The organism is Komagataeibacter diospyri (assembly GCF_043995075.1).
GTDB lineage: Bacteria > Pseudomonadota > Alphaproteobacteria > Acetobacterales > Acetobacteraceae > Komagataeibacter > Komagataeibacter diospyri.
In genome coordinates this window covers 107766-132567 of sequence record NZ_CP171836.1, presented here as the reverse complement: position 1 = coordinate 132567, position 24802 = coordinate 107766, and the positions used below count along the sequence as shown (strand labels likewise).

Here is a 24802-nt window from a genome sequence, read left to right as displayed (position 1 = left end):
TAGGTAAGCATTGTTTGCGACGGTTCACGCGGGCAGTTTAACCCATTGAGTGAGGATTTTCAGGAGTTTTGCAGGTGAGCGGATGTTGAAGCGCCACTCGCACTCGGCCAGGAAGAGATGGAAGTCTTTACGTGGTATTCCATTGTATCGCCGCAAATGCCGCTTCGCCTGGCTCCAGAAATTCTCGATGCCGTTGATATGGTTTGTGCCCAGAGCAGGATGCCTGCTGTGATCAAGACGTTCGTGATGGAATTCCGAGACATCCAGCCTGTCGTAAGCGTGCCAGGAATCGCTGTAAACGATTGAATCCGGCTGCACTTTCTTTCGAATGATCGACATCAGCGTCTGTTGTCCGGCATTGGGGATCATGACGGCATGGACACGGCCATGCCGTTTCAGCAGGCCGAAGACGGCCACTTTCCCGGCAGCGCCCCGACCTCGTTTTCCTTTGCGATGCCCACCGAAATAGCTCTCATCGACTTCGATTTCACCCGAGATCGGCGCCTCATGAGCAATCTGTTCTGCGATAATCTCTCGTAATTTTCGGTAATACAGGGTTGCTGTATTACGATTGACGCCTACAAGTTCGGCGGCGCTCCGGGCGGGCGTGCCCGCAACGAAGTGCTCCAGAAGGCGTTTTTGGATGCTGACAGGCAGCCGACTGCGACGACGTGCTTTCATGTGACATATCAATCCTTTATTCGCTTACCTATGCCAGCCCCTAATTTTATCTGGGAATCGAACGGTATATTACCAAACATCGAAGAACACACAAAACGGAAGCTTGATGTTCTCAAGAATTATTTAGATGTGTATTTTGAGACGGTAGTCCGAAATCCGGCACTGGACCAGCTTAATATCACACTTGTGGATGGCTTCAGTGGTGGTGGCGCTTACATCGATGGCGCAGAAACACGACCAGGTAGCCTACTTGTTCTCCTAAAATCTATCGAAGCAGCCGTTGGTAAGTTAAACGAAGGACGTACAAAGCCACTCGAGATCAACGCTCGATTTATATTCGTGGATGACGAACGTGAACACGTCGAAGCATTGCGACGCGAATTACGACGTAGCGGATATTCAGACGACGAGAGGTGGTCCCCATTTTTCGGACAGGGCGATAAGCTATCATCTGGCCTGAACGAGGACGGGTTTTATGGGTAAGGTTACGCGGAAACGGTATGCGGCAGAGTTCAAGTCACGGGTTGCGCTGGAGGCGATCCGTGGGGAACTGACGCTGGCGGAACTGGCTTCGAAACATGGCGTGCATCAGACGATGATCGCCCAATGGAAACGGCAGGCGATCGAGGGCATGGCAAGCCTTTTTTCTGGTAAGTCAGTAACGGAACCTTCAGTCAGCCTTGCTGATGTAGAGAAACTGCACGCCAAGATCGGCCAGTTGCTGGTGGAACGGGATTTTTTGCGGGATGCCTCTGCTCGGTTGGGCGTGATCAGAGGCGGCAGATGATTGACCCGAAGAGAGCATGCCTGCCGATCATCCGGCAGTGCACGCTGCTACAACTCAACCGGTCGGGCGTTTACTATCGGCCTGTGCCACAGAGCGAGGCCAATCTGGAGCTGATGCGGCTGATCGACGCCCAGTTCCTGGAAACGCCCTATTATGGCTCACGGCAGATGACATGGCATCTGCGCCGCCTGGGACATGAAGTGGGCCGCAAGCGGGTCCGGCGGATCATGGCGATCATGGGCCTGCGGGCGATCTACCAGAAGCCGCGCACGACCGTGCCTCATCCGGAGCATCGGAAATATCCATATCTGCTGCGGGATCTGGTCATCAATCGGCCTGACCAGGTCTGGTGTTCCGATATCACATATATTCCCATGAAACGGGGATTTCTCTATCTCGTGGCGATCATGGACTGGTTCACGCGCAAGGTCCTGTCCTGGCGTCTATCGAACACGATGGACGTGGAGTTCTGTATCGAGGCGCTCCGGGATGCGCTGATGCGCTACGGCACCCCGGAAATTTTCAATACTGACCAAGGGTCACAATTCACGACGCCCCGTTTTACCGGGCTCCTGGAAGAGCGTCAGATCCGCATCAGCATGGATGGGCGCGGTCGCTGGCTGGACAACGTGTTTATCGAGCGTCTGTGGCGGTCGCTGAAATATGAATGCGTCTACCTGCACGCGTTCGAGACCGGATCAGAGCTGAGGGCCGGGCTTGGCAGATGGATCGCCCATTATAACGAAAGGCGTCCGCATATGGCGCTGGCTGGACGTACGCCCGATGAGGCGTATCATGACGTGCCGACATCATCTGGTCCGGGGTTAACCCCGGACCAGATGGCCAACAGCAACGCTGTCAGAAGGGCGGCATAACGACAACCGGGTATAGCTTATCAAGCCCGCAAAACTGTCCGAACGGACGGGACCACCTCAACGATCCCCGCATAACTATCCTCAACGGAACCTTCGTTGAGCACTTACCTGCGATTATTCATCAGATTAAGCTGACACAACGAAAAGGTCGGTCAATCTTTTTTTTGGATCAATTCGGATACTCAGACGTACCGATGTCTGCAATCCGCACCATTTTCACTACCCTCGATCGAGCCGAGGTAGTGTTGAACTTTGCGATTGATAGTCTTTTAAATTATCTTCAGGAAGCATCAGCCGGACTTCAACTGTACCAACAATTTGGAATTGATGATCGCTTCATATCGGACTGGCAGCAACGCAAAGACGAACATATGGGGCGCGCGATAACACAACGCGCATTGATGGCGCATATCCACATGAACAGCGGAGCAAAGTTCTTTACCCCGTTTATGCTGTGGTCACGCACGGACAATCGCTGGATGATGCTCGCCCATCTTTCACAGCATCAGGCGGCACGGGATAAAATGCTCAATGTACACTGGCAGAAGCAAAATAGTTTTACTCATATAGGGCAAGGGGGTCTGTTTTCTCTTGGTTATGACACACGACTTATCGAAAGTTGTGATTCTCTCTTCAGCTTCTCAGAGATCGATAAAACGGCACTCAACAGAGAATTAGTGAACGCACTACCGTCAGAAGTACATCGCATTATGAATGACGGACAACTAGAAGTCTCCCGTTTACTAGCCGAGATCGGAAACCGTACCGCTGGCACTAACAATGATATATTTCATGTTTTAGCTGAACTGACACAGACACGTGAATTAGAAGTATTATCTAAAAAAGAAAAACTAAAGCGGCCAGTATAACGTATTGCAATTAGCGACCGATTGGTGAATCCAAGTAAAACTACTCTGTTATTCCCATACAAATGGTAGTTAATCCAAATAAATAACATAAATAAGTATTTTTCTACAAACAACGTCACATTTTTATATATTTGATATTAAATTCACATGCAAATTCGTGGAATAATTACCAGCATTGAGGAGGCTTGTCCAGTCCTAACCTCGCTGAGCGGCTCGATCGACACGGTGTTAGACATGAGCCTGTTTATCTGCACTTGGGGGAAACAGCACTGTCGGATCATTCACGATTTTTCCTCTCGTGCCGCCGTCATACGCCAGTATTTGTACGGCGCGCCTGTATCCGGGACTACCCATAACTACGATTCCGTACGCTTGAGCACGAGCGGGTACGACTTCCCATATTGCGTATTTCCATTGAAATAACAGTCATCTGTCCGGATCGTGTGTCTGTTTCCCTTGCCATGCGGTCGGAAGAGAGCGACGATGACGGACAGACCCATCCAATCCATTGCCCCGGCGTATCGGCCGCCCGAGTCCGAATTACGGCTTGTCATGCGACCTAATGCCCCCGACCCGCGCCTGATTGCGCTGGTCCGCCTCATGGCCCGTCGTGCGGCACGGGACTGGTTCCGGTCGCAGCAACAGGAGCAGCGTCGCCGCTCCAAACCGTAAAAGGGAAGACCCACCATGAAGGTCGCGCTCTACGCCCGCTATTCCTCCGACAACCAGCGCGACGCCTCGATCGCCGACCAGCTTCGGGTCTGCCGCACCCACGCGGAAAAGCAGGGCTGGAGCATCGTCGAGGAGTATACCGATCACGCTATCTCGGGTGCCTCACTGATGCGGCCCGGCATCCAGGCGCTGATCGCGGATGCACAGCGCGGACGGTTCCAGATCGTGCTGGCCGAGGCGATGGATCGCCTCTCCCGTGACCAGGAAGATATCGCTGGCGTCTTCAAGCGCATGAACTATGCCGGCGTGCGGCTTGTCACCCTCTCCGAGGGCGAGGTGTCCCACCTTCACGTCGGCCTTAAGGGCACGATGAACGCCCTGTTCCTGAAAGATCTGGCCGAGAAGACGCATCGCGGCCTGCGGGGGCGCGTGGAACTGAGCAAGTCCGGCGGCGGTAACGCCTATGGCTATGACGTGGTGCGCAAACTCGACGCCAGCGGCGAGCCGATCCGGGGAGACCGGACCATCAACCCGCAAGAGGCGGATGTGGTCCGTCGCATCTTCCGCGACTTCGCGGCCGGGCTGGGACCGCGCACGATTGCCTTCCGCCTCAACGACGAGGGCATCTCCGCACCGGGCAGCGGAGCCTGGGGGTTCTCGACCATCACCGGCAACCGGGCGCGTGGTACCGGTATCCTCAACAACGAGATGTATGTGGGCAGGCTGGTGTGGAACCGGCAGCGCTTCATCAAGGACCCCGATACCGGCAAGCGCCAGGCCCGCCTCAACCCGGACTCCGAATGGGTAATCCAGGAGGTGCCGGAGTTACGAATCGTCGACCAGGAACTATGGGACGCGGTCAAGGCGCGGCAGGCCAGCGTCAGCGCCAGCCGGGACACACGCGATACCTCATCGCCCGATCATTTCCGCGAGAAACGTCGTCCCCGCTATCTCTTCTCCGGCCTGAGCAAATGCGGCTGCTGCGGTGGCCGGCTATTCCATGATCTCCGGAGCACTGCTCGACTGCTCGACGGCGCGCAACAAGGGCACCTGCCACAACCGGACCAATATGCGTCGCGTGGAACTGGAGCGGCGCGTGCTCGACGCTCTGCGTCACCATCTCATGGATCCGGAGCTGTTCGCCGAGTTCTGCACCGCATTCACCACCGAGATAAACCGGTTGCGCATGGAGGCATCGGCCGACATCGGCGCAGCGGAATCAGAACTGAAGCGGGTCGAACGCGATATCCAGCGGCTGATGGATCTCTACCTCTCGGAAGCCATCTCGATCGAGACGGTCAAGGAGCGCGGATCGAAGCTCGAAGCTCGCAAGGCGGAACTGACAGAGTTCCTCGCGACAGCCGAGGCATCCCCGCCCCTGCTCCATCCCCAGATGGCGGAATTCTACCACCGGCAACTCGCGCGCCTGCACGACATGCTGCATTCCGAGCTGGACGAGAAACGCCAGGAGGCGGCTGAGGTGATCCGCTCGCTGATCGACCGGATTTTTCCAACGGCGATCATCCTGACGCCATCCGACAAGGGGCTACAGATCGACGTGCGGGGCGATCTGGCTGGCATTCTGACGATGGCGTCGGGTAGCGGACAAACAAAAACCCCAGCCCGTTTCCGGACTGGGGTTCGTGATGCGTTCGCATCGCAAGTTCAGATGGTTGCGGGGGCTGGCAATGGCCTTTGTCATAAGGGCGGAATATTCCGCCTTTGCGCCGGTCCCGCCTCGGATGCTCTGGGCCGCGCTCCCGTTCGCCAGATCGAGGATCGCCACCAGTTCGCCGCGTAGGCTGGCGTGAACCTCGCCCCGGTTCGGGCCGGGCGTCAGTACAACGCCGCCAATCAGGGCACGAAGGGCCTGCGCCACCTCCCTGCCCCCTTCCGGGTCGTTCACAGCCTCGACCAGTCGCGCGGCCCTGGCGCGGTAGAGTTCTGACACGTTGGGGTTCACATCGGGCAGGTCCGCCGGGGCTTCTGTCATGCGGGCGGAAATCTCCGCCTTCTGGCGTTCAGGCTCCTGCATCCGCGCCTTCATGACGGGCTGATACATTCCGTCCTCGATCGCCGTGATGATGCCCCGTATTGAGCGGTCGATCCTGTCCAGCGCCTTGCGGTCCGCCTGCACCTGCACCCGCCGCGCCTGGTTCAGCCGGTTGTTCTCCTCGTGGTAGGCTTTGACCGCCTTCGCCACGGCATCGGGCGACGCCATGCGCTCCGTCAAGCCAGACAGGACACGCGCTTCGATCACGTCCTTGCGGATGGTGCGATTATTGGCGCACAGCATCCCGCGATGATGGTTCGGCAGCCGAACCGGCTGTTGACGATGATCCCCACCTTGCCGCCACAACACCCGCAGGTCATCAGCCCGGACAGCAACGAGGCGGGCCGCTTCCCGGCATGGATACGGCGTGCATGTGCCTTGCCGTCATCATTGACGGCCTCACGCGCCGCCATCGTCCGGGCGATCTTTTCCTGCTGGATTTTCACGCCCTGCCACAGATCATCGGGGACGATGCGCAGGTGCGGGACTTCGGTCCTGATCCACTGACCCTCGGGATTGACGCGCGACACCCGTTTGCCGGTGTTGGGGTCTTTGATGTAGCGCAGCCGGTTCCAGACCAGCACGCCCGCGTAAAGCTCGTTATTGATGATCCCCGTGCCGCGTGAAGCATGGCCCCGAATGGTCGTCCCGCCCCATGACCGGCCCAGCGGTCCCGCGATACCGTCCGCGTTCAGATCGCGGGCGATGCTCTTCGATTCCTTGCCGGAGGCGAACTCGCGGAAGATGCGGCGGACGATTTCGGCCTCGGGTTCGTTGATGGAGCGTTCCCCGGTCACAGGGTCGCCATTGGCGTCCAGCCGCTTCACCACGTCATAGCCGTAGCAGAGGCCACCGCCGGAACGCCCCTTCTCGACACGACCGCGAAGCCCGCGATGGGTTTTCATGGCCAGGTCTTTGAGGAACAGGGCGTTCATCGTGCCCTTGAGACCGACATGCAGTTCCGAGATTTCCCCTTCGGCCAGGGTGATGATCCGCACCCCGGAAAACCGCAGATGCTTGAACAGCGTCGCCACGTCGGCCTGATCGCGCGAGATGCGGTCCAGCGCCTCGGCCAGCAGCACGTCGAATGCGCCATTCCGGGCGTCTTCAAGCACAGCCTGAATGCCGGGCCGCAGGATCATGCTGGCCCCGGAAATGGCGGCGTCCCGACAGGTCTGCACGACGGGCCAGCCCTCGCGGACAGCCATTTCATCGCAAAGCCGCAACTGGTCCTCTATGGAGGCCGCACTCTGGTTATCGGACGAATAGCGGGCATAAAGAGCTACGCGGGTCATTCACTCTTCCCTTTCCGGCCTGTCCTTCCCACCCGGACGAAGACCGGGAAGAGGAAGGTTGTCGGTGGCGGCCCGTCCGTGTTTCCGGCGGGCGAACTCTTCGCGGGCGATCTGGCGGCCCAGTGCTGCCGCCAGGGCAAATACCAGTGCGTCAGCCCGCGCCTTGGCGTCAGGATCGACCGGCCCGTTATCGTTGGCCGGGACAATGCCGCCGGGTTCCGTCTGCGTCATGGTTGCGCCCTTTCCTCGCTGGAAAGAACAAACCTCAATGACGCAGACACTGTAGCGCAAGCACTCCTGAAACAGACAGAAAAACCGCGCGGCCAGAGAGTAAAATTGCCGGTTCAGTCGTACGTATGCTTCTTACACGAAAAAACCATGCAAAACTGCCTGCCTCATCTTCGTCAAAAAAATCAAAATATGCTCTGGAGTGTTGCCATGAAATTTCGTGGCTCCCCATAATAGTTATAATAATAAATATTCCCGAGGCGCTGATAATAGCGGGTATTTGAAATGTTGTTGATGTTGACAGCGACATTCAGCTTTGGATTGAACTGGTACCCAACCTGAGCATTGGCCACGACATAAGCTCCCTGCCTGACAGTTCGTGTCGTGCCAAAAGTACTGCTTTGTGCAGTCAGACCGCCACCCACACTCCATACATTTTTTGTTTGCTCCGCAGGAGCAAAACGGTAATGGCTCCAGAGCTTGAAAAGATGCTTCGGGGAATTGGGAGCATAAGCCAGCCCTTCCAGAGCGGCATTACTGTCTTTGAGAATGACGTTGTCGTTGTAGGTATAGCTGGCATTGATATCCCAACCGGGAAGGATACGGCCGATCATTTCCACTTCAGCCCCCTGACTGCGGACCTTGCCTGCCGCGCGATAACAGTCACTGGTTCCATTCCGTCCACAGGTAGGCGCCAGATCCCCGTCAACCATGGCCTTGTTGCGTTCGATGACCCGATAGCCAGCCAGCGTCACGTTCAGGTTATGATGGAAGAAGTCGCCTTTCAGGCCGCCTTCGATCTGCTGCCCCAAATCCGGCTTCAGGCGTCCTGTCGGAGTGTAACCTGACTGCGGCGTAAATGTATCCGTGAAACTTACGTAAGCAGAAATATTGGGTATGATATTCCATACCAATCCCAGATAGGGAGTTGGGACCGCGTTATTCTTTAGACTGATAACATATGGCGTATTGGTGGAAATGTTCTTGTATTTATATTCATAAAAGCTGATCCGCCCCCCCATAAGAAGATGCAGGGATTTCAGCAGTTCAATCCGCAGGGAGCCATATACACCTTCCTGCCGTGTGGGCTCCCGATACATCGTGGTGATATCAGGCTGAATCGTGCTTGAAATAACAGGCGAAAAGATATCCAGTCCCGCCAATCCCGTATTCACACGTGAGTTCTGCGACGCGCCTCCATCTGTCAGCACGTCAGAATCATAATTCCCACCGATCACCAGATCATGCTTGCGGTTGAAGGCATGGATCGGTCCTGTGAAATACAAATCCACACCGTCATACTGATCGTGAATAAGCGAATTCGCGACAACAAAATTTGCTGTTTTCTGCGCGGTAACCACACTGTTGATGTAGGTATAGTGCATGCTCGTATCGGTCACACGGTGCCGACCGGTCAGACGGGCGCGCCAGCCCCCACCAAAACGATGTTCCAGTTCCCCACCCAACTCATACATGGGCGACGTTGTATGCCCCCAATCTGCCCCGACGAAACTATCACGACTCAAATGCAGATCACTGCCGTCTGCCGCTCGAGGGAGCCCCATAAAGCGGGTGGTGTCATTTTTCTGTCCCGTTGCGCTCATGGACAGGGTCGTGTGGTCGGTAATGTGAACATCAATGTCTGCATAGGCGGTCCAGCGGCGATCATGCGCGTTCTGATAAAAGAAGTTGCGATCCGTCCCTGCGACGACAAAACGTCCGGTCACCCGTTTTGAAGCTGTCAACGGTCCGGTAATGTCCGCGTCAGCATGAAAATTATCCCATGAACCGCCGCTAAACGATCCGTGTGCCCTGAAATGGTCCAGCGGGCGTTTGCGAACAAAGTTAACACTTCCTCCCGGTGGAGATGAGCCCTGAAAAGTTCCATTAGGTCCACGCAGCACCTCTAGACGGTCGTAAATGGCAAGATCAAACTGCTGGGCCATTTGCAATCCACCCGAAGATGGCACCCCATCAAACTGGGGGGTTAATGTGTAGCCACGAGCCGCAATCCCAGCCGTACCATCGCCGTACAAATTGACATTGACGCCTGGTACCTGTTTGAGCGCGTCATCCACGGTGTTGAGATTCTGATCGCGCATCTGCTGTCGGCTGAGAACGGAAACGGATTGCGGAATCTCATTCAGGCGCATGAGCATTTTACCCATGGAAACGGCCTTGACGACATAACTGCCGGTACCATCGGTCGTCGCGTTTTTCTTCCCTTCTCCCCAGACGACCAGACTTTCCACACTGCTGGGCATGTCGCTTTCAGACGATATTTTCTGATCCCGATGACGGGTCTTGTTATCATATGCATGTTTATGACGGTCTTTAGACTGATGATGCTGTGCAGCTTTCGTGTCATCCGCCTCAGCGGCAAGAGCCGTCGTGACTGGAAACCCCGCCCCTACAGTCCATAGAAGGAAACTACAGCGGTATAACTTTTGTATTGCTCCACCAGATTTCACCTGTGCCCGTTCGGTCATCATCGCATCAGCAAGCCCAATTATGTTAATGAGAATCGTTCTCATATCACAGGCGCGTGATGTTGGGAAGAATTATTAATTTTTTGAATGAAACGCAGCGGTATTCATAAGAAATCTATGTGAAAAAATGGGAGAGTGGCCGCTATTTTCTCGCTGTCCTATCTGACCCGCTCCCGCGTCCGATGGACGGCCTACGGCGCTCCCGCGCTGCGCTCGCCTGGAGCCAGAAACAGCAGCGGAACCGGGCCAATCCGCATGGCTCAAGGCGCGAGAAGCAAAGGGCGAGGCCAACGACCCCGCGCACTCGATCCGTACTCTCGGGCAATGCCGGGAATCCGCCTGTCCGATCACTCGTTCAGCGACCACAATCGGATCGCACCCGCAAAAATTGGCAGGAAATCGCCGCCGGCCGGTGCGTAGGGTGTGCCTTCCCTTTCGTGGCCCGATGCGAAGCATCGGGGCAACTTTCCAGTCGGGAAAACGGTCCGGTGGAAGATGAACGAAACGCGGCCTGACCGACTGGTCATCGTCACGCGCCCGGCGAGAAAAAGCAATGTCCCGTTTACCGGTTCGCAACGAGAAAAGCTCGTTCTCCCGTCCCGCTCGGCATCGGTCTAGCCATCGCGCGCAGTGTCGGTCAAGGGCGGTCGCCAGACCGGCGCAACGCGCGAACCCTTGACGGACGCGAGCACGCTGGCAGGCTTCCCGAACAGCGGGAGCATGATCGCCATCACCGACGGTCCAACGCTCGTTTTCACCGCCGATGTCGTGCCCGCCGAGGCATCGGACCAGACGTTAAGTGACACGAACTTTCCCGCAACCGAAAGACGCAATCAGCGTGGATCGGGAACAGGCCGGGCGCACACTGACCGATTGGTCAGTGACGTGATGACGGCACGTTCCCGGCAGGGATTTTGCGCGCCGATCGTCACGCGAAACGCCATTCGGGAGTCCGTTTTTCTGCATCCGGCAAACGCGAAAACGAACGTGAAATTCATCCGGTTTTTATCCCCCGGATGCAGTCCGACGCCCTCTTTTTCGGCCCGCAATCCGGTAGATTTCCGGTCAAAACGTGGAATGGCGTATTTCGTGGCACCCTATGCTGCTCTATGCTATCGTATCGCGGGGATTCCGGAGTATTTTCATGTATTCGATCATGACCGGAAAGAATAAAAAGAGGAAGGCAAGATAAAACGGCCTGCCACGTCGGGCGACGAAGCACGGTCGCGCCTTGTCTTCTGATGTGCATGTCGGGTCGGTCGTGTGCAGGGTTTTCAGTTCAGGCGCGATTTCCTGCCATTCCGCCTGCACAGTGGGGATTTTGGGGCAGAATCTCTCCTTTGGCCTCAGCCTTCCAGCAGCAGTTTGAGATAGCCGCCCTCAACCAGGGCAATCCCTTCATCACGCCAGTCCTTGGCAGTCCTGCGCCATGTATGGTCACGCCATTCGTCCAGAGGCATGGTCAGGGCGCGAGGATCAAGCAGCACGGCGGCAATCCGACGTTCATCGGCACCTGCCCGATACAGGTCATAGGCATGCAGGCGGCGGATCAGAGTCAGGGAGCGAACCGGCGTGATGGAAGGAGACATACGGGAGGGTAGTCTGAAACCGAGATGATGGGACACGAAGCGGCCAGCCTCGTCACAGCGGCTTCGGTAATGGGGGTCTATCGGAATAACCACGGCGGGCGGCTTTGCAGCAGCGGGATCATCCAGCAGGAAGGAGAATGTCCCGAAGCTACCGGTCACGGTGATGGAACGTCCCGCGTCATCCTCGCTGTCAAAAAGCACACGGCCCATCGCTTCGAAATCCAGAGAGCGCAGGTCAGTGAAACCGTGTGGCGCATCCGTCAGGCTGATGATCCGGGTGGTGTCTTGCCTGCGCCAGATCAAGGGTTTTCGGGTTATGGGGATGTCGGGATCATGGACAAAACTGCAACCTCCATCGATCACGGAACGCCGCCCACAGGAGCGAGGGACTGGCGCTGGCCCCGGCCCGGAGCAGAATATCGCGATAATCGCTGATATAGCGGGACCAGCGTCGCATGAAGGCCCCGGGCAAGGGCGGAGGCCGGAAGGGTTCTGAGAATGGCCAGATCGGCCTCGGAATGCCGGATGTCGGATGGCATGGGAGACAGTCCTCTCGGCTGGGAAGCCACCGACCGGGCAAGACAAAACACACCGCGCCCGTCAGGCAGCCCCACTTGTCTGGTTACATTGAGTTCTCACGCAGTGCGGCGTGACCTTATGGAAATTGCAGCGACGCCCCACGCATGTTGCGCAGTATTACCCACCGACTTTGACATGGGTTACCCCGCGCATATTGCCGGGGGACAGTCCACGTTTCTTGCAGCGAGGTTGCCCCCCGACTTTTACATTGACATGATAGGTAAAGTGCTGAATTTAATGGGGAAAAGGCGCTGTAGTTTGGGATGATGAAAGTTCACCAGTTATACGTCAGGTTTCCATATACTCTCCGCCCCTGACCGACGTAACAGTCGTAGTCCGAGCACTGTGTTACGTAATACTTGTTTGTGAGGTTGGAAATTGCCAACTGTGCTTTCAGTCCTTTAAGATGTGGAATGGATGCCCCGAAATCGTAATGAGCACCGATGTCAAACAGAAAATATGCGGGCGCTTTGAACGATTCTACGTTATCGGTGTATCTAAATCCTACATAGCGCATACCTCCATTCACACCAAAACCTTTTAGGCTGTTTCCCGGGAGCGAATAGTCCAGAAATACTGAAAACATGTTACGCGGCACGTAAGGAACGAACCTGCCTTGCTCAGAAAAAGAATTTGACGAATACGCACCTGTGTAAGGATTATATCTTTGCGATTCTTCGTTGTTTTTTGTGTAACGAATATCTACGTAACTATAAGACGCGATTGCCCTCAAGTCTTTGGTAATATTGGCGTTCGCCGAAACTTCAAAGCCTTGAGAACGAACTTGCCCTGCGTCGAGACTATAATTTACGTGGACAGGATCTTGCTCCAGATAATGATCTTCATCGATACGAAAAGCTGAAGCTGTCAACAGAATATCCTTGTTAGGAACCTTATATTTTAGACCAACTTCCAGTTGTTTCCCAGTCAATGGTGCGAACGGCTGTCCTTGATAGTTTGTTGAAGTCTGAGGAACGAAGGATGTTGAATAACTAAAATAAGGAGTTAATCCAAAAGCGAAATTATAAAGAATACCCGCCCTCCAGGTAAAAGCGCTCGCTGGTTGTGGTGCCGTATTTCCTGGGGTCTCTGTTGTAATATTTTGTCCATTGGTATTGTCGTAGGTGTGGCTCAAAGCGTGTCCATTATAGTTGATCCAATCTTGCCTATCCCCCAACAGGATTGATAAGCGCTTCTACTTGATCTGATCTTGAAAATATATACCCTCTTGAAAATAATCATACCGCGATGTGCCGAAGTATCCTTTACAGCCAGCTGAGGCAGAGGTGCTAAAACAAGGGGTGTAGCTTGCTCCTGGGTTGTATATATTTACAATAAAATCCCCCCTCGTCGTTTGGTCGCTCTGGTAATACCAATTATAATGATAGGATCTAAAATCAGAACCAACAACCCATGTATGTTGTAATGGTCCCGTCTGAAATTTTCCGTATACTCTGGTATCAAGAGCGGTAGTTTTGAAGGTCTCTTTAGCCCATTCTGGCGCCTGATATACTTCTTCGGAGTTTACGGAACCATCGTAGTATGAATCTTTATCATTCATGCTACTTTGCTCGTATCTAAATGTCTGGCTGAAATTTATATACTTATTAAAATTATGCTGAAACTGGTATTCAAACATTGCAGTCGTATCTGCTTGCGTGTTCCAGTTAGTGGCGCCAAGGAAATTGCTTCGCGGAATTCGACGATATCCGTCCGTAATTAATGACCCTTTCAAAGTATAGTCATTAGATTCACTAATGCCCGTTCCTGGCGTATACATATACATTCCTAAAAGGGTCAAAGATGTCTTATGATCGATATCCCACGTTATAGAAGGCAATACACCAACCCTGTGGTAATCGACATGGTCAGTTTGTGTCCCTTGGGTTACGCCAATCGCAGCGACACGATATCGTAGATTGCCAGATTTGGTCAGTTTATCACTGAAATCAACCGTAGACTCATATCGTCCCCAATTACCAAAACCGACAGAAACTTGATGCAAAGGCGTGTCAGTTGGCTTCTTGAGGCTCATGGCAAGCATTCCGCCCGGTGTCGTCTGGCCGTACATCACCGACGCTGGACCATTGATGGCCTCAATACGCTCCAAGAAAGCCGTTTCGCCTGCACTTTGCGAGTTGCTTAAAAGACCATCGACAAACTGGTTTGTAGAGAAGCCTCTTTGATAAAACGATATACTGTCCGCTGCTGCATTACCGTTATTGAAAGTGCCAGAAGCGCCAGCATAAAGGCCCGCTGTGTATTTCAGCGCGTCCATGACTGTTTGTGCGCCTTGGTCGAGCATCTGCTGTTTAGTTACAACGTAAATCGAACTCGGGATTTCAGTTATTGGTGTGTCTGTTTTTGTCCCAGACATGGTGGTCGTGGCAACATACCCAACGCCGGGACCAGTTGGATCTTGCCGCGCAACAGTTCCTCCCACGCGCACCGGACCGAGGGTTATATTGGCTGAGGCTTTTGCAAGGACGACAGCCCCCTTCCCTGATTGACGAAACGTCACCCCCGTCCCTGACAGAAGCCTTGACAGAGCAGTCATCGCATCGAAATCGCCAGAAATGCCGGGGGATATGATCCCCGCATCAATCGAGGCCGTATAAACCACCTGTATCCCGGTTCGGCGCGAAAATGCCTGCAATGCAGCGGAGAGTGGCTGGCGCGGAATATCGAGATGGATCGAAGGAATGGCGGCTTGTCCTTGCTGAGCAAAAGCGGGTGAGCCGCCCAGTGCGGAAAGCGACGTTCCCAGCGCCAGCATCATCGAGATGCCAAGGCGACGCCCGGTTGGAAGAACATGCGACAACGAAAAACCCTCCAAGAATGCGGCTCTCAAAACTGCAATTGCGAGGCGTTCTTACCTCTTGCACTCCTAAGACGCTTCTCGTGGGCCGCTTCCAAACCCCTACGGTACGTTTTTTTAGTTTTTTCTACGCACGATGACGATGCTGCCCGGCAAACGATAGATATCTATGGACGTTCCAGACGCCAAAGCAGCCAGCGCATCGTCAGGCCTGCGTGCGTCCACCAGAGCCGTGACGGGAGGAAGGTCGTCGATATTGCCGATAATGAACGTCCTGCCGTCACGATATCTGGCAATCGTCTGGACTGCCGCTCGAACAGATACGGAAGTCAGCATAAGCTGACCATCCCGCCATGAGGCTACAGAATTAGGCGCAATGTCAGCCCCCCGTGAAACATGATCGCCACGCCACACGGCGCGCTGCCCAGCAGTCAGAATAACGGAAGAGCCGTTATCCCGAGAGGAAACGCGTACTGAACCGCTTTGCACGGAAGTTTCGACGCTTTCATCCGTCAAGCGCCGATCGATTTCGAATGCCGTTCCGATATCTTCGGCTACACTCCCCGCCGCCTCTACCCGGAACGGACGCTCTGCGTCATGCCTGACGTCGAACCAGGCACGCCCACGCAATAATGCGACAGTACGCGCCCCATGCTCATAATGCACGGCAATGGCTGAATCCGCATCAAGGACAACATGTGAACCATCAGACAAAACCACCTCCTCAATATGGTTCGTCGTCCAGTCGTCGGCGCGCAGACGCATGGTGATGTCGGGCACAACCAGCAGAAGCGCAACACAGGCAGCAATGGCAGACACAGAAGCGACAACGGCCTTGCGTCGCCGCTGTTTCATTCGCGTTGCCTGAATGGAAATAGCAGTACTTGGAGCCAGATCATCCGCAATCAGGTTCAGGCTGCGCCATAGTTTTAGTTCATGTTGAAAAACTTCATGGTGCTTTTTATCCGCCACCCATTGCTTGTAGGAAGCCATCTCCTGTTCGGAAATATCGCCCGAAGCAAGACGCGCAATCCAATGGCGGGCCGCCTCTGTCGTCTCACGGTCATAGGATGCGTTGAAATCGGTCATGCCTGCTTTCAGAGCCGTTGATTATCTGTCCGGCAAGAATAGAGACGTTTCTCGAACCCGTATCCCTCACCCCTCTTGCAGAAAATATCAGCCGTCCCGCGCATCGCCAAGCTGAGCTATAGCGCGCTTCAGATGCTTATCGGCGGTCGTACGTGATACGCCCATCGTTCTGGCGACATCGCCCATCGGCATCCCTTTGATACGATTAAGCCAGAAGATGGTACGGGTCGGTTCAGTCAGATTTTTGGCGGCGGCAATGACGCGCTCAAGCTCCTCTCGCGCAAGAAATGCTTTTTCGGCGTCCAGCGTATTGGTTTCGTCCCCATAGAGGATTGACCGCGCTTCATCCTGCAAACGCTGGACGCGTGCATCTACACGGCCCTGATCTATTGCGAGATTAGACGCGAGGCGAAACAGATACGCTTTGCCGTTATGGATCGGAGGATTTTCTGCGACTCTCTGAATACGAATCCAGAGGGTTTGGAGTAAATCGTCAGGCGCGACGTTGGTGCCCATCTTCTGAAAGAGACGTCCCAGAGCATTACGCTCCGACACGAAAGCCTTGTTCAGTATGGATACGTTGTTCGACATCCCACGCGTGATTCCCCTGACTGGTCAGTCAGTTCCGATCATTGATACACTGGGCCTTAATTGCGACCCATTATCATTTTCGTAGCGAACAACGTCAATCCAAGCAAGGGGAACAGAAGCAGACCACGGAGCAGTTAAGCAGCAACAATCCCCATCTACCAGAGGCAGACGAGTGAACAATCACACGTCGATGATGAGCGAGTTATGATGGAAGTGGTTGCGGGGGCACGCAACCCCCGATACCAACAGCAGCTCTTATTCTCTATCTAGCTACATTTTCCCCTATCTCAAATTATCTCCTCGCAGAAATCTGAAAAGTTTGATCAATTCAGTCTATAAAGCTGAATTCAGTCATTGGCCCAGTCCATCAAAATATATAGTATAAAATTCTTATACTTATAATATACGTCGCTCCCATTTCCAGAACCGAAGAATAAAAATCATTAATGTGATTTAGTAATAGCATTCACCTCATTAGTATATTTTTAATGTCTACAAGGAGAATAGACATTTCTTTTTGAATTTTTATACCACTATTTTCAAGGATATAATTTTTATCGATGTTTTTAGTTTCCTCCGAAATGAATGGGTTAGCAATTCTTTTCTTACAAAACCAAATATTCTCTGATATTGTAAAAAGTCTGTGAAATTTTTCATAGATTTCTTCATCAAAAAATATCTGATATTTATATATAGAATTAATAAGCTTTTCAGAACGAACTCTTATTATTTCTATATTACTTTCAGTTTGAATATTAAACAATGATAAAGCTTTATTTTTAGAATTTTTTACTATATTTTTTTGGTCCTCATTCAATTTTAAAAAATCAAGATACGAATTTAACTTTGCTTCATCAAGATCATCGATAGGTTGCAATACCAGAGGCTCAAGGAGGATTTTATTTATATCCTCAAAAGCATTTCTAAGGTCCAACCAACACTCAGCCAGACCTTCATATTCTTTTTGGTTAAACCTTATTTTTCTATCTAAAGATCTTCCGGTAATTGTTTTAAATTCTTCGGTAACACGAGTGACTTCCCCAGTTAATTTTGCAAACTCTTGATTTTCTTCTCGCTTTAAAGAACTTACGATCCTTGTTAATTCCTCTTGAATGGGTCTTTTATAATCTTCCACTGACGTAAATACTTGTTCTTGTATAAGCCCTCGCAACTTTTCGTTTCTGTCGTTCTCTCCTCTCTTCAGAAGACTTTTAAAAATTTCTTTCGAAATAAATGGACTTGCCAAAATAGCGATAAACATAAGGCATAAAATTAATTCCATTTATTTCAACTCCTACATTAATGGTCAATTATAACTCACACTCCTCTATCCATTATATAGATAAAAGTCGAGGCGGAATAGGCAGTTTTACGTGACGTGCCCCCCGGAAATGTAGCCATTAAAACGTAGAGTCTGATCGAGAAGGGTACGGACGGATGAAGCGCAGTCGTTTTACGGAAGAGCAGATCATAGGGATACTGAAGGAACAAGAAGCCGGGATGAAGGTCTCTGATCTTTGCTGCAAACACGGGATCAGTGACGCGACGTTCTACGGCGTGTCGTCAGTTAAGCAGGATGATGATTGAGGCGAACTGCACGGCTGCGAGGAAGGTCGATTTCAGTTTATCGTAGCGGGTTGCGATAGCGCGAAACTGCTTGAGTTTATTGAAGAACCTCTCAACAAGGTTCCGTTCGCGGTAGAGAGAAAAATCGGTTTTCCGTCGTGTCGTTCTGTTGCGTTCTGGCGGGATGACCGGGGTAATCCCGCGCTGTATCAGCCGATCGATCAACCTGTCCGCGTCATACGCCCTGTCAGCAAGGAAAGCATCCGGGTCGATGTTTTCCAGAAGTGGTTCCGCCTGGGTGATATCGGCATCCTGTCCCGGTGTGATGCCGAGTTCCACCGGATTGCCCAGAGCGTCGCAGATGGCATGGATCTTTGTAGTCAGCCCGCCTCGTGATCGTCCGATGGCCTGATCCGTGCCCCTTTTCTGAGAGCTCCGGCACTATGCTGATGCGCCCGGACAATTGTGCTGTCGATCATCATGTATTCGTTGTCATGATCAGCGGCCAGATAACGAAATACCCGTTCGATGACGCCGCTTTCACACCAGCGGCGCAGACGCCGGTGCACGTTTTTCCAGTCCCCGAAACGGGCAGGAAGGTCGCGCCATGGAATACCCGCGTGATAGCGATACAGCACCGCCTCCAAGAACAGACGGTTGTCCGCCGCAGTGCCGCCGACATAGCCTTCTCAACCGGGAAGAAAATCCTTTATCCGCTCCTACTGGTCATCGCGTAAACCATAGCGCCGCATCTGTCTGTCTCCCCCAAAAAACGGGAAAACAGTCAGCACACGCAGACACAAAGTACAACCCTCACCTGCCACACTCAGGGCTTAACTGACGACACGCCGTAAGTTAGGAGCGCGATTCCGCGTTTCAGGCCAAAGACTTAACTGGGGTTCGTGCGCCTGAAATCCCGATAGTGATGCGCCCGAAGTCCCGATAGTCCCTGCGCCCGAAATCCCGTGTCCATCCACACCGTCATCCACAGGCACTGTGGATAAGTTTAGGGGGCGAATATGCAGCAGTTTCCGCTGCCTCTCGTGGCGGATCGCGAGGCGATAACCGGGGAGCGACTGACGGGCGGCGATACGCCGAAGGTCGAGCGCGAAATCGGAGACACGCGCCAGGCTGCCGGATTTTTCATGGAGGTGCGCGATCTCAAACAGCCAGCCCTGCGGCTGGTGCCCGGCATGTTTGCGGGCGACACGGTAGAGCCAGCGCTCGATACCGCCGGTCAGACGGAAATAGGCCGGGTCAATTGTCAGGACCAGTGACCGGTCGATGACGCCGCGATAGAACCAGTCTGGCAGAACGCACTCCATGCCCTCGACACGACCGTCGCGGGTGGTCCGTTCCTCCCATTCGTTGATCCAGGAGAACTGGTGATGACGCCAATGCTCGCCGTTGCGGATGGTGGTGCGGATCACGGTCGATTGCAGGCGGGTGAACGCCGCCTTGAGCAAGCGGTAGTCCCGTGCGCCCGTGGCTCGGCCCACAGCCGTCAGAAGCCGGTACGGGGTGAAGCGCAGGAAACGGGATGTCCGGAGGCCGGCATTCTCGGCCTCGACAATCTGGCTGGCGGCCCAGATCAGCACATCGGCATCCCAGATGGTCGCCATACCGTGCTCGGCCAGGCCGTGAATCTCGCCCCTCTGGCCGCCGGCCTCGTAGAGGATCGGGGCGATCCGCTTTGCCTTGGAGAGCGAAAAGAACGGCCGCTCCATCAGGTCGCGCTGGTCGCGGGGACTGGCATCGCCACCCGCGATCACGAAGGGGGCGAGGCGAAGCCGCTCACTCTCCCGCCCCCGCTGGCCGTGCTGCGGCATGACGCCAGCCATTCAGAGGGTCGCCTTTTCGGCCGGGGTCAGTGGGCGGGCCGGAAACACGCGGCAGGGTGTCTCGTCCGTCGTGGACCTACGGATACCGTTCTCGGCCCATCCCTGAAGATCTGGGAGGGCATAGACGATACGACCACCGATCTTCCGATAGGTCGGGCCGGTGCCGTAGGTCCGGTGTTTTTCCAGCGTGCGGATGGAAATGCCGAGGAATCGCGCCGCATCGGGCGTGCGCAGGAAACGGGGCGGCAGCCCCGTCTTGGGATCAAGCATGATCGGACCTCCGGTTGGGTTCGGCGGCTGTCGGTGACGACAGCGGGCCATGGCGAACCGTGGCGGGATCTGCCGACGTATTTCGGACATTGGAACTCGGTTTACTCGCGCTACAGTGACTGGATGAAAGCCGGTGTTTTCAAACGGCTTTTTGACGCTGTCTCTGACGATGCCGATATGGAATACGCGATGATTGACGGTACGGTAATTCGGGTTCATCGCCACGGCCAGGGCGCAAAAGGGGGACCCGGAATCAGGCGATAGGACGCAGTGTGACGGGGTGGTCGACCAAGATCATCGCCATGACCGACGCCCTGGGCAATCTGGTCCGCTTCACGCTTATCCCCGGCCAGCATTACGACACGGTCGGGGTTGCCCCCCTTCTCGAACCGGCGGATTTCAAGGGGATTCTCGCTGACAAAGCGTTTGACGTCCACTGGATCGTGGACGCCATACGCGCGCAAGGGGCCTGTGTGGTCATTCCCCAGCGCAAAAACCGCCTCGACAGACGCCCGTTCGATGGGGTCCTGTTCAAAGCACGCCATCTCATTGAGAACTTCTTCTGCAAGCTCAAGGAGTTCAAGCGCATCGCCATGCGCAGCGACAAGACTGACAGATCATTCGAAGCCATGATCTATCTCGTTGGCGCAATCATCAATTCAAGATAATTCCCAACAGGCCCCAAATGAAATACTTTTTTATTATTTGTGATTTTCTGTTGAACGGCTGCACAATCTCGCTCTCAAATCAGATAAAAAGATAAGAACTTAAAAATTAGCGTTTTCGATCGAGACCGTGTCAGAAGGACAAGATCTATGCTCGCGTTCCAGAGAAAATAATGATAATTTCAATAGACGGATACTAATGTAAGATGAGGAAACAAACTTGAAGGAAGAGGAAATGATAAAATACAAATACGAAAAATCCGATTTTTCAGATTTAGAAAAATCAGTTGTTAACGTAATAAAACACTCACCCATGGGTAACAAACTGGAAAGCGTTTATATAGATTCAAGCGAATATGGGGATGATGGAGAATTTATTAGAGTCGTAATTCATGCGAGAGATTTACATGAAATATCAGAAGAGGAATTAGATGATATAACTCGAACAATAGAAGAAGATATATCGAAATATGATGACAGATTTGCAAGTGTGAGGTTCTCTAATTAGTCATGTCTGCATTTTCAAATGATTTACTTCGAGCTTCTGCTCGCCTTTATTCTAGAAAAAAAGGACAGAAAGGCCCTCTTAAATCTGCCTATATAAGACGAAGTATTTCAACAACCTACTATGCCTTATTTCATTTTATACTCGATGAATCTGCATCGCAGATTATTGGAACCAGCCATCGATTTCTACAAAGACGACGTTTGTTTATTAGAACACTTTCTCATACGGGTCTTACAACGGCATTTTCAAAACTAAAAGGAAATACGATTGACAAATCAGTAGAAGACTTGTTCCGCTTGCATGGAACGCCTGCGGGCTCTGTTACAACACCAATTTTTGTTAAAAACCTCGCAACAGCATACCTAGACGCGAAAGCAAAACGAGAAGACGCCGATTATAATTTAAGCGCGTCACTTAGTGAAACAGATGCCAGACAACTTCGTCGTCGTGTAAAAAAAGCCTTGAAAGACTGGGAGGCAGCCAATAGCCAGGCTGATCGAGATGCCAAAAGCGCTGTCTCACTTTTAGTATCTCTAAAAGGCAGACTAAGAGATTAACTGCAATTTTCAGAGTTAATCCTTTTTTGGAAAAATCCTTCCTAGCTGTGCGGCCAACGCGAACTATGAGCCCTCCTTCTCCCCTCAACGCTCAGACAGCCGTATCGGATAGCGCAACAGATCACGATAACCTCCCCGAACATAATACCGACCATCGGCAACAAGCCGACGGACCTGGTTTTTACGAGGATCATTTTCCCAATCGGCCTTCCTGCCTTCGAACCGGAGCAAAACCTCGGCGAGCTTGCGATAACTCGCGCCAGCCGCCCGACCATCAAACGCCCTGAGCATCAGGATATGCCGGTCCCGCGTCTGCTGCGGGAGATCATGCGCCAACCTGCCCATAGACCGGCCGACCAGCGCGCGCCATAAACGCAGCACGGCCTCCGCGCGAAGTTCCAGCAGCTTATCAAGCGGCAGGATCACGACATAGGTGGCAGGTCCGCCTGCCGGACGTGTCGGAAGCCAGAACTGATTTGACGACGCGCCAGACCGCCAAAAGCCATGCCACGCATCATTTTCATCCAGCCGCGCAACGAGGTTCGATAATTCTGCGAGGTTGATCGGCATGACGGCCGGATCATTCGTGTCCATGAGCGCCGCACGCAGTTCGATCACGTCAGGCGAGAGTTCTGGTGCCCAGAAGACAGGCGTGCGACCCGCAGGCTGCGCCGGATCGACAGGGAAATCGCAAACCCCATCGTTCAGAGAAAGCTTTCGTGCCTTTTGGCTTCCGAGTTGGAAGCGTTTTCATCTGCTAGAACGCGCGACGGTATTCGTCGTCACGTCGAAGATATTCCCAGGCCATGCCGGCGGCAGCTATGTCTTTTGCGTGTTCGTAAGCGGCCGGCGACTGCCAATCTGATATCGGCATCGCATTACCCTTCCTCTTGCGCCTGCTTCTGGCAGCAGGAACATCAGGATGCGCAATGGAAAGGTTTTGTGCAGACTGCATTTGGAGATATGTCGATCTCGTAACGAGATCGTACGACGTTATGGCGTTTGTCCGAGCCTGCCAGAATGGTCCGCGAGCCGGGCACCCGCCCGGCGAGCAGCGCTTATTTTCCGTCTTCCCGCGCCGATCTGCGAAGTCGGGTCGGCGCAAATTTGTGCGGACAGACAGGCCAAGAAAACGGGCACCGCAGAACCGAATTGTCCGCCCTGCGGTGTTCACTCCCTATGCCGCTAATTTCTTCGCCGCGTGCCAGGCCAGGCGCCGGGTTGCCGTTGCCGCATGATCCGTATCCAGTTCCATTCCCAGCCAATTGCGGCCAAGATGCTGCGCCGCCACCAGCGACGAACCCGAACCCGCGAACGGGTCCAGCACTAGGCCACTCACTGGGCAGAAGGCTTCCACCAGGGGAAGCAAGGCCGCCACCGGCTTTTGCGTCGGGTGCAGTTTATTGCCCGAATAGGCATATCGAGCACGTCGGGGATAGGTTTTGCCGGGGGCGTTACATTCCCCTTGGCCAGAAGATAGGCGCTTTCGTGTTCATACCGGAGAAACCGGGAAGAGGACGAATAGGACTTGCGAAAGACGATATGCCCGACCATGCGAAACCCGGCCGCCTTCCATGCTTCGGCAAACAGGTCGATCTTGTTCCACCCGTAAAAACTGACGGCAAGACCACCCCATTTCAGAAGGCGGTGCATCTGATTGACCGCCGGACGGAGCCAGCGTGCATTATCGTCGTTGCGGACCTTCCGCCCGTCCCTGCCCCGATAGTTCACCAGGTAAGGTGGATCGGTCAGAATAAAATCCACCGAATTGCGTGGCATTGCCCGCATCAGTTCCACGCTGTCGCCGTTCAGGATAGTGTTGCGGAAATCGGTCGCCGTGTTGGTGTTGCCGGTCATAGTCTTTGCCCTTTGTTCCGCGAGGAACAGCCCCCGCTGTTCCTCTGCCTCGCGGCGAGCAGCGGGGTAGCAACGGCAAGGGCGACCGATGGGGAGGGGTATCACCCGGTCTGCACGAAGCGCAGCGCAGGAAGATCGGGGACACCCCATCGAGCGGCGTCAGCGCGCTGACGCGCACCCTTGCTGGCGCGAGGGCGGAGCCATTAGCCTGTTTTTACCTTGAGAGCCGCCCCAGCAGCTTCGGAAATGGCAGCCATGATTTGAGGCCTGGCCATCTTTTCGGGAATTTCGAGCAGCGGGATACCCGCCTTCTGCAAAGCCAGACGCTTCACCGCCATGCGGTCATCAGCATCGCCGGACAGGTCGTGGCCTGTGCCGTTATATTCAATCACCAATACTCGCAGCCCATAGCGATCGATCAGCAGGAAATCGACACGCTTGCCGCTATAGGAACTGAAAGCCTGCTTCTGGCGCGGATCTTCCGGATCGTAAGTCGTTCTGATGAACCCACCCATCGAAACCTCGAAAGCGAAACGCCAGTCGGGCTGATACGTCTTGATCCACTCGTCAAGCGCGTAGAGCACCTGCACAGCCTCCTTATTGACGGGACGGACGGCCCGCAGACTGCACTGACTGATGAAATGTAGCTGATTTTGCGTGTTGGACAGATCGTTGTCCTGAAAATACTGCCGCCGACGCTCCGCGTCCTTCTTCTGGTCGGCAGCCTGTGCTTCCAGCGTAGAAATTCGGCGACGCAAAGACGAAAGCTCGGTATCGCGTCCAGCGATCTGACGATCCAGACTCTGAAGCCGCGCGTTCCTCTCAGCAATCTGCTGCCCTGCCTGCGCCAGATCGGCCGTTGCGCGTCGCCCCCGGATGTAGAATCCAATGGCATATCCGATCGCCAGAAGAATGAGCATTTT

Annotated in this window: 25 protein-coding genes and 4 pseudogenes; 11 read left to right on the top strand and 18 right to left on the bottom strand. The window is 53.9% G+C overall.

Annotated features, from left to right (window positions below):
* Positions 1 to 24: 24 nt before the first annotated feature.
* Positions 25 to 681 (bottom strand): IS1595 family transposase, encoded by a 657-nt coding sequence (locus ACE2AA_RS00670; protein ID WP_395370648.1) that lies wholly within the window; start codon positions 679 to 681, stop codon positions 25 to 27.
* Here ACE2AA_RS00670 and tcmP (ACE2AA_RS00665) point away from each other — a divergent pair, their 5' ends adjacent.
* The 5 genes and pseudogenes from tcmP (ACE2AA_RS00665) (at position 682) to ACE2AA_RS00645 (ending at position 5685) form a co-directional block, all read left to right on the top strand.
* A complete protein-coding gene (tcmP, locus tag ACE2AA_RS00665) occupies positions 682 to 1164 on the top strand; it encodes a three-Cys-motif partner protein TcmP (protein ID WP_395370646.1) in 483 nt (160 codons plus the stop codon).
* Positions 1157 to 2343 (top strand): IS3 family transposase gene (locus tag ACE2AA_RS00660; protein ID WP_395370645.1). Its coding sequence is split into 2 segments (ribosomal slippage): positions 1157 to 1427 and positions 1427 to 2343, totalling 1188 coding nucleotides; the frame shifts between segments, so codons are not numbered across the junction. The genes tcmP (ACE2AA_RS00665) and ACE2AA_RS00660 overlap by 8 nt, the downstream gene beginning before the upstream one ends.
* Entirely contained in the window at positions 2277 to 3212 is a 936-nt protein-coding gene (gene tcmP / locus ACE2AA_RS00655; RefSeq protein ID WP_395372061.1) for a three-Cys-motif partner protein TcmP, read from the top strand. The genes ACE2AA_RS00660 and tcmP (ACE2AA_RS00655) overlap by 67 nt, the downstream gene beginning before the upstream one ends.
* Positions 3213 to 3695: 483 nt before the next feature.
* On the top strand, positions 3696 to 3884 hold the full coding sequence (locus ACE2AA_RS00650; RefSeq protein WP_395370644.1) for a hypothetical protein: 189 nt from the start codon (positions 3696 to 3698) through the stop codon (positions 3882 to 3884).
* Positions 3885 to 3899: 15 nt separating this feature from the next.
* Positions 3900 to 5685, top strand: a pseudogene (locus ACE2AA_RS00645) (recombinase family protein).
* 455 nt (positions 5686 to 6140) lie between these two features.
* On the opposite strand, the gene ACE2AA_RS00640 reads toward ACE2AA_RS00645, so the two are convergent.
* From ACE2AA_RS00640 to ACE2AA_RS00630, 3 genes are all read right to left on the bottom strand, one after another.
* Positions 6141 to 7232 carry a recombinase family protein gene (locus ACE2AA_RS00640; RefSeq protein WP_395370642.1) on the bottom strand — a complete coding sequence of 364 codons (1092 nt, stop codon included), beginning with the start codon at positions 7230 to 7232 and terminating at the stop codon, positions 6141 to 6143.
* Complete coding sequence (locus tag ACE2AA_RS00635) at positions 7233 to 7463, bottom strand: hypothetical protein (RefSeq protein ID WP_395370640.1); 231 nt, start codon at positions 7461 to 7463, stop codon at positions 7233 to 7235. It lies immediately after the preceding gene.
* 182 nt (positions 7464 to 7645) lie between these two features.
* Complete coding sequence (locus ACE2AA_RS00630) at positions 7646 to 9994, bottom strand: TonB-dependent siderophore receptor (RefSeq protein WP_395370638.1); 2349 nt, start codon at positions 9992 to 9994, stop codon at positions 7646 to 7648.
* Between the two features lie 675 nt (positions 9995 to 10669).
* On the opposite strand from ACE2AA_RS00630, the gene ACE2AA_RS00625 reads away from it, so the two are divergent.
* On the top strand, positions 10670 to 11122 hold the full coding sequence (locus ACE2AA_RS00625; RefSeq protein ID WP_395370637.1) for a hypothetical protein: 453 nt from the start codon (positions 10670 to 10672) through the stop codon (positions 11120 to 11122).
* A 173-nt stretch (positions 11123 to 11295) separates the two neighbouring features.
* Here the strand turns inward: ACE2AA_RS00625 and ACE2AA_RS00620 are convergent, their stop codons facing one another.
* The 7 genes from ACE2AA_RS00620 to ACE2AA_RS00590 form a co-directional block, all read right to left on the bottom strand.
* Positions 11296 to 11841, bottom strand: coding sequence for a DNA -binding domain-containing protein (locus ACE2AA_RS00620; protein WP_395370636.1), 546 nt, complete (start codon positions 11839 to 11841; stop codon positions 11296 to 11298).
* A 28-nt stretch (positions 11842 to 11869) separates the two neighbouring features.
* The gene (locus ACE2AA_RS00615; protein ID WP_395370634.1) at positions 11870 to 11995 is read right to left on the bottom strand and encodes a transcriptional regulator domain-containing protein; all 126 of its coding nucleotides are present in this window, start codon (positions 11993 to 11995) and stop codon (positions 11870 to 11872) included.
* A gap of 396 nt (positions 11996 to 12391) precedes the next feature.
* Positions 12392 to 13297, bottom strand: coding sequence for a TonB-dependent siderophore receptor (locus ACE2AA_RS00610; RefSeq protein WP_395372060.1), 906 nt, complete (start codon positions 13295 to 13297; stop codon positions 12392 to 12394).
* A gap of 15 nt (positions 13298 to 13312) precedes the next feature.
* Complete coding sequence (locus ACE2AA_RS00605; RefSeq protein ID WP_395370632.1) at positions 13313 to 14938, bottom strand: TonB-dependent siderophore receptor; 1626 nt, start codon at positions 14936 to 14938, stop codon at positions 13313 to 13315.
* Positions 14939 to 15052: 114 nt separating this feature from the next.
* Complete coding sequence (locus ACE2AA_RS00600; protein WP_395370631.1) at positions 15053 to 16024, bottom strand: FecR family protein; 972 nt, start codon at positions 16022 to 16024, stop codon at positions 15053 to 15055.
* An 87-nt stretch (positions 16025 to 16111) separates the two neighbouring features.
* Complete coding sequence (locus ACE2AA_RS00595; RefSeq protein ID WP_395370630.1) at positions 16112 to 16615, bottom strand: RNA polymerase sigma factor; 504 nt, start codon at positions 16613 to 16615, stop codon at positions 16112 to 16114.
* Positions 16616 to 17081: 466 nt separating this feature from the next.
* A complete protein-coding gene (locus ACE2AA_RS00590) occupies positions 17082 to 17897 on the bottom strand; it encodes a hypothetical protein (RefSeq protein ID WP_395370629.1) in 816 nt (271 codons plus the stop codon).
* 155 nt (positions 17898 to 18052) lie between these two features.
* Here ACE2AA_RS00590 and ACE2AA_RS00585 point away from each other — a divergent pair.
* Positions 18053 to 18169 (top strand): annotated as a pseudogene (locus ACE2AA_RS00585) (transposase); the annotation flags it as partial.
* 9 nt (positions 18170 to 18178) lie between these two features.
* Here the strand turns inward: ACE2AA_RS00585 and ACE2AA_RS00580 are convergent.
* From ACE2AA_RS00580 to ACE2AA_RS00570, 3 genes and pseudogenes are all read right to left on the bottom strand, one after another.
* A pseudogene (locus ACE2AA_RS00580) lies at positions 18179 to 18894 on the bottom strand (IS5 family transposase).
* 120 nt (positions 18895 to 19014) lie between these two features.
* On the bottom strand, positions 19015 to 20022 hold the full coding sequence (locus ACE2AA_RS00575) for a replication initiator protein A (RefSeq protein ID WP_395370627.1): 1008 nt from the start codon (positions 20020 to 20022) through the stop codon (positions 19015 to 19017).
* On the bottom strand, positions 20023 to 20292 hold the full coding sequence (locus ACE2AA_RS00570) for a helix-turn-helix transcriptional regulator (protein ID WP_395370625.1): 270 nt from the start codon (positions 20290 to 20292) through the stop codon (positions 20023 to 20025).
* Here ACE2AA_RS00570 and ACE2AA_RS00565 point away from each other — a divergent pair.
* The 4 genes from ACE2AA_RS00565 to ACE2AA_RS00550 all read left to right on the top strand — a co-directional run bounded on the left by ACE2AA_RS00565 (position 20197) and on the right by ACE2AA_RS00550 (position 22022).
* Positions 20197 to 20556, top strand: a complete 360-nt coding sequence (locus ACE2AA_RS00565) for a transposase (protein ID WP_395370623.1) — start codon at positions 20197 to 20199, stop codon at positions 20554 to 20556. The genes ACE2AA_RS00570 and ACE2AA_RS00565 overlap by 96 nt on opposite strands.
* Before the next feature lie 8 nt (positions 20557 to 20564).
* The gene (locus ACE2AA_RS00560) at positions 20565 to 20960 is read left to right on the top strand and encodes a transposase (RefSeq protein WP_395370622.1); all 396 of its coding nucleotides are present in this window, start codon (positions 20565 to 20567) and stop codon (positions 20958 to 20960) included.
* Between the two features lie 217 nt (positions 20961 to 21177).
* Positions 21178 to 21465 (top strand): hypothetical protein, encoded by a 288-nt coding sequence (locus tag ACE2AA_RS00555; RefSeq protein ID WP_395370620.1) that lies wholly within the window; start codon positions 21178 to 21180, stop codon positions 21463 to 21465.
* A gap of 2 nt (positions 21466 to 21467) precedes the next feature.
* Positions 21468 to 22022 (top strand): hypothetical protein, encoded by a 555-nt coding sequence (locus tag ACE2AA_RS00550; protein ID WP_395370619.1) that lies wholly within the window; start codon positions 21468 to 21470, stop codon positions 22020 to 22022.
* Between the two features lie 84 nt (positions 22023 to 22106).
* Here ACE2AA_RS00550 and ACE2AA_RS00545 read toward each other — a convergent pair whose 3' ends face one another.
* The 4 genes and pseudogenes from ACE2AA_RS00545 to ACE2AA_RS00530 all read right to left on the bottom strand — a co-directional run bounded on the left by ACE2AA_RS00545 (position 22107) and on the right by ACE2AA_RS00530 (position 24799).
* Positions 22107 to 22640, bottom strand: coding sequence for a DUF2285 domain-containing protein (locus ACE2AA_RS00545; RefSeq protein WP_395370616.1), 534 nt, complete (start codon positions 22638 to 22640; stop codon positions 22107 to 22109).
* Positions 22641 to 22779: 139 nt separating this feature from the next.
* A complete protein-coding gene (locus tag ACE2AA_RS00540) occupies positions 22780 to 22896 on the bottom strand; it encodes a transcriptional regulator domain-containing protein (protein ID WP_395370615.1) in 117 nt (38 codons plus the stop codon).
* Between the two features lie 303 nt (positions 22897 to 23199).
* Positions 23200 to 23879: pseudogene (locus ACE2AA_RS00535) on the bottom strand (DNA methyltransferase).
* A 203-nt stretch (positions 23880 to 24082) separates the two neighbouring features.
* Positions 24083 to 24799 (bottom strand): DUF2726 domain-containing protein, encoded by a 717-nt coding sequence (locus ACE2AA_RS00530; RefSeq protein ID WP_395372058.1) that lies wholly within the window; start codon positions 24797 to 24799, stop codon positions 24083 to 24085.
* Between the last annotated feature and the right edge of the window lie 3 nt (positions 24800 to 24802).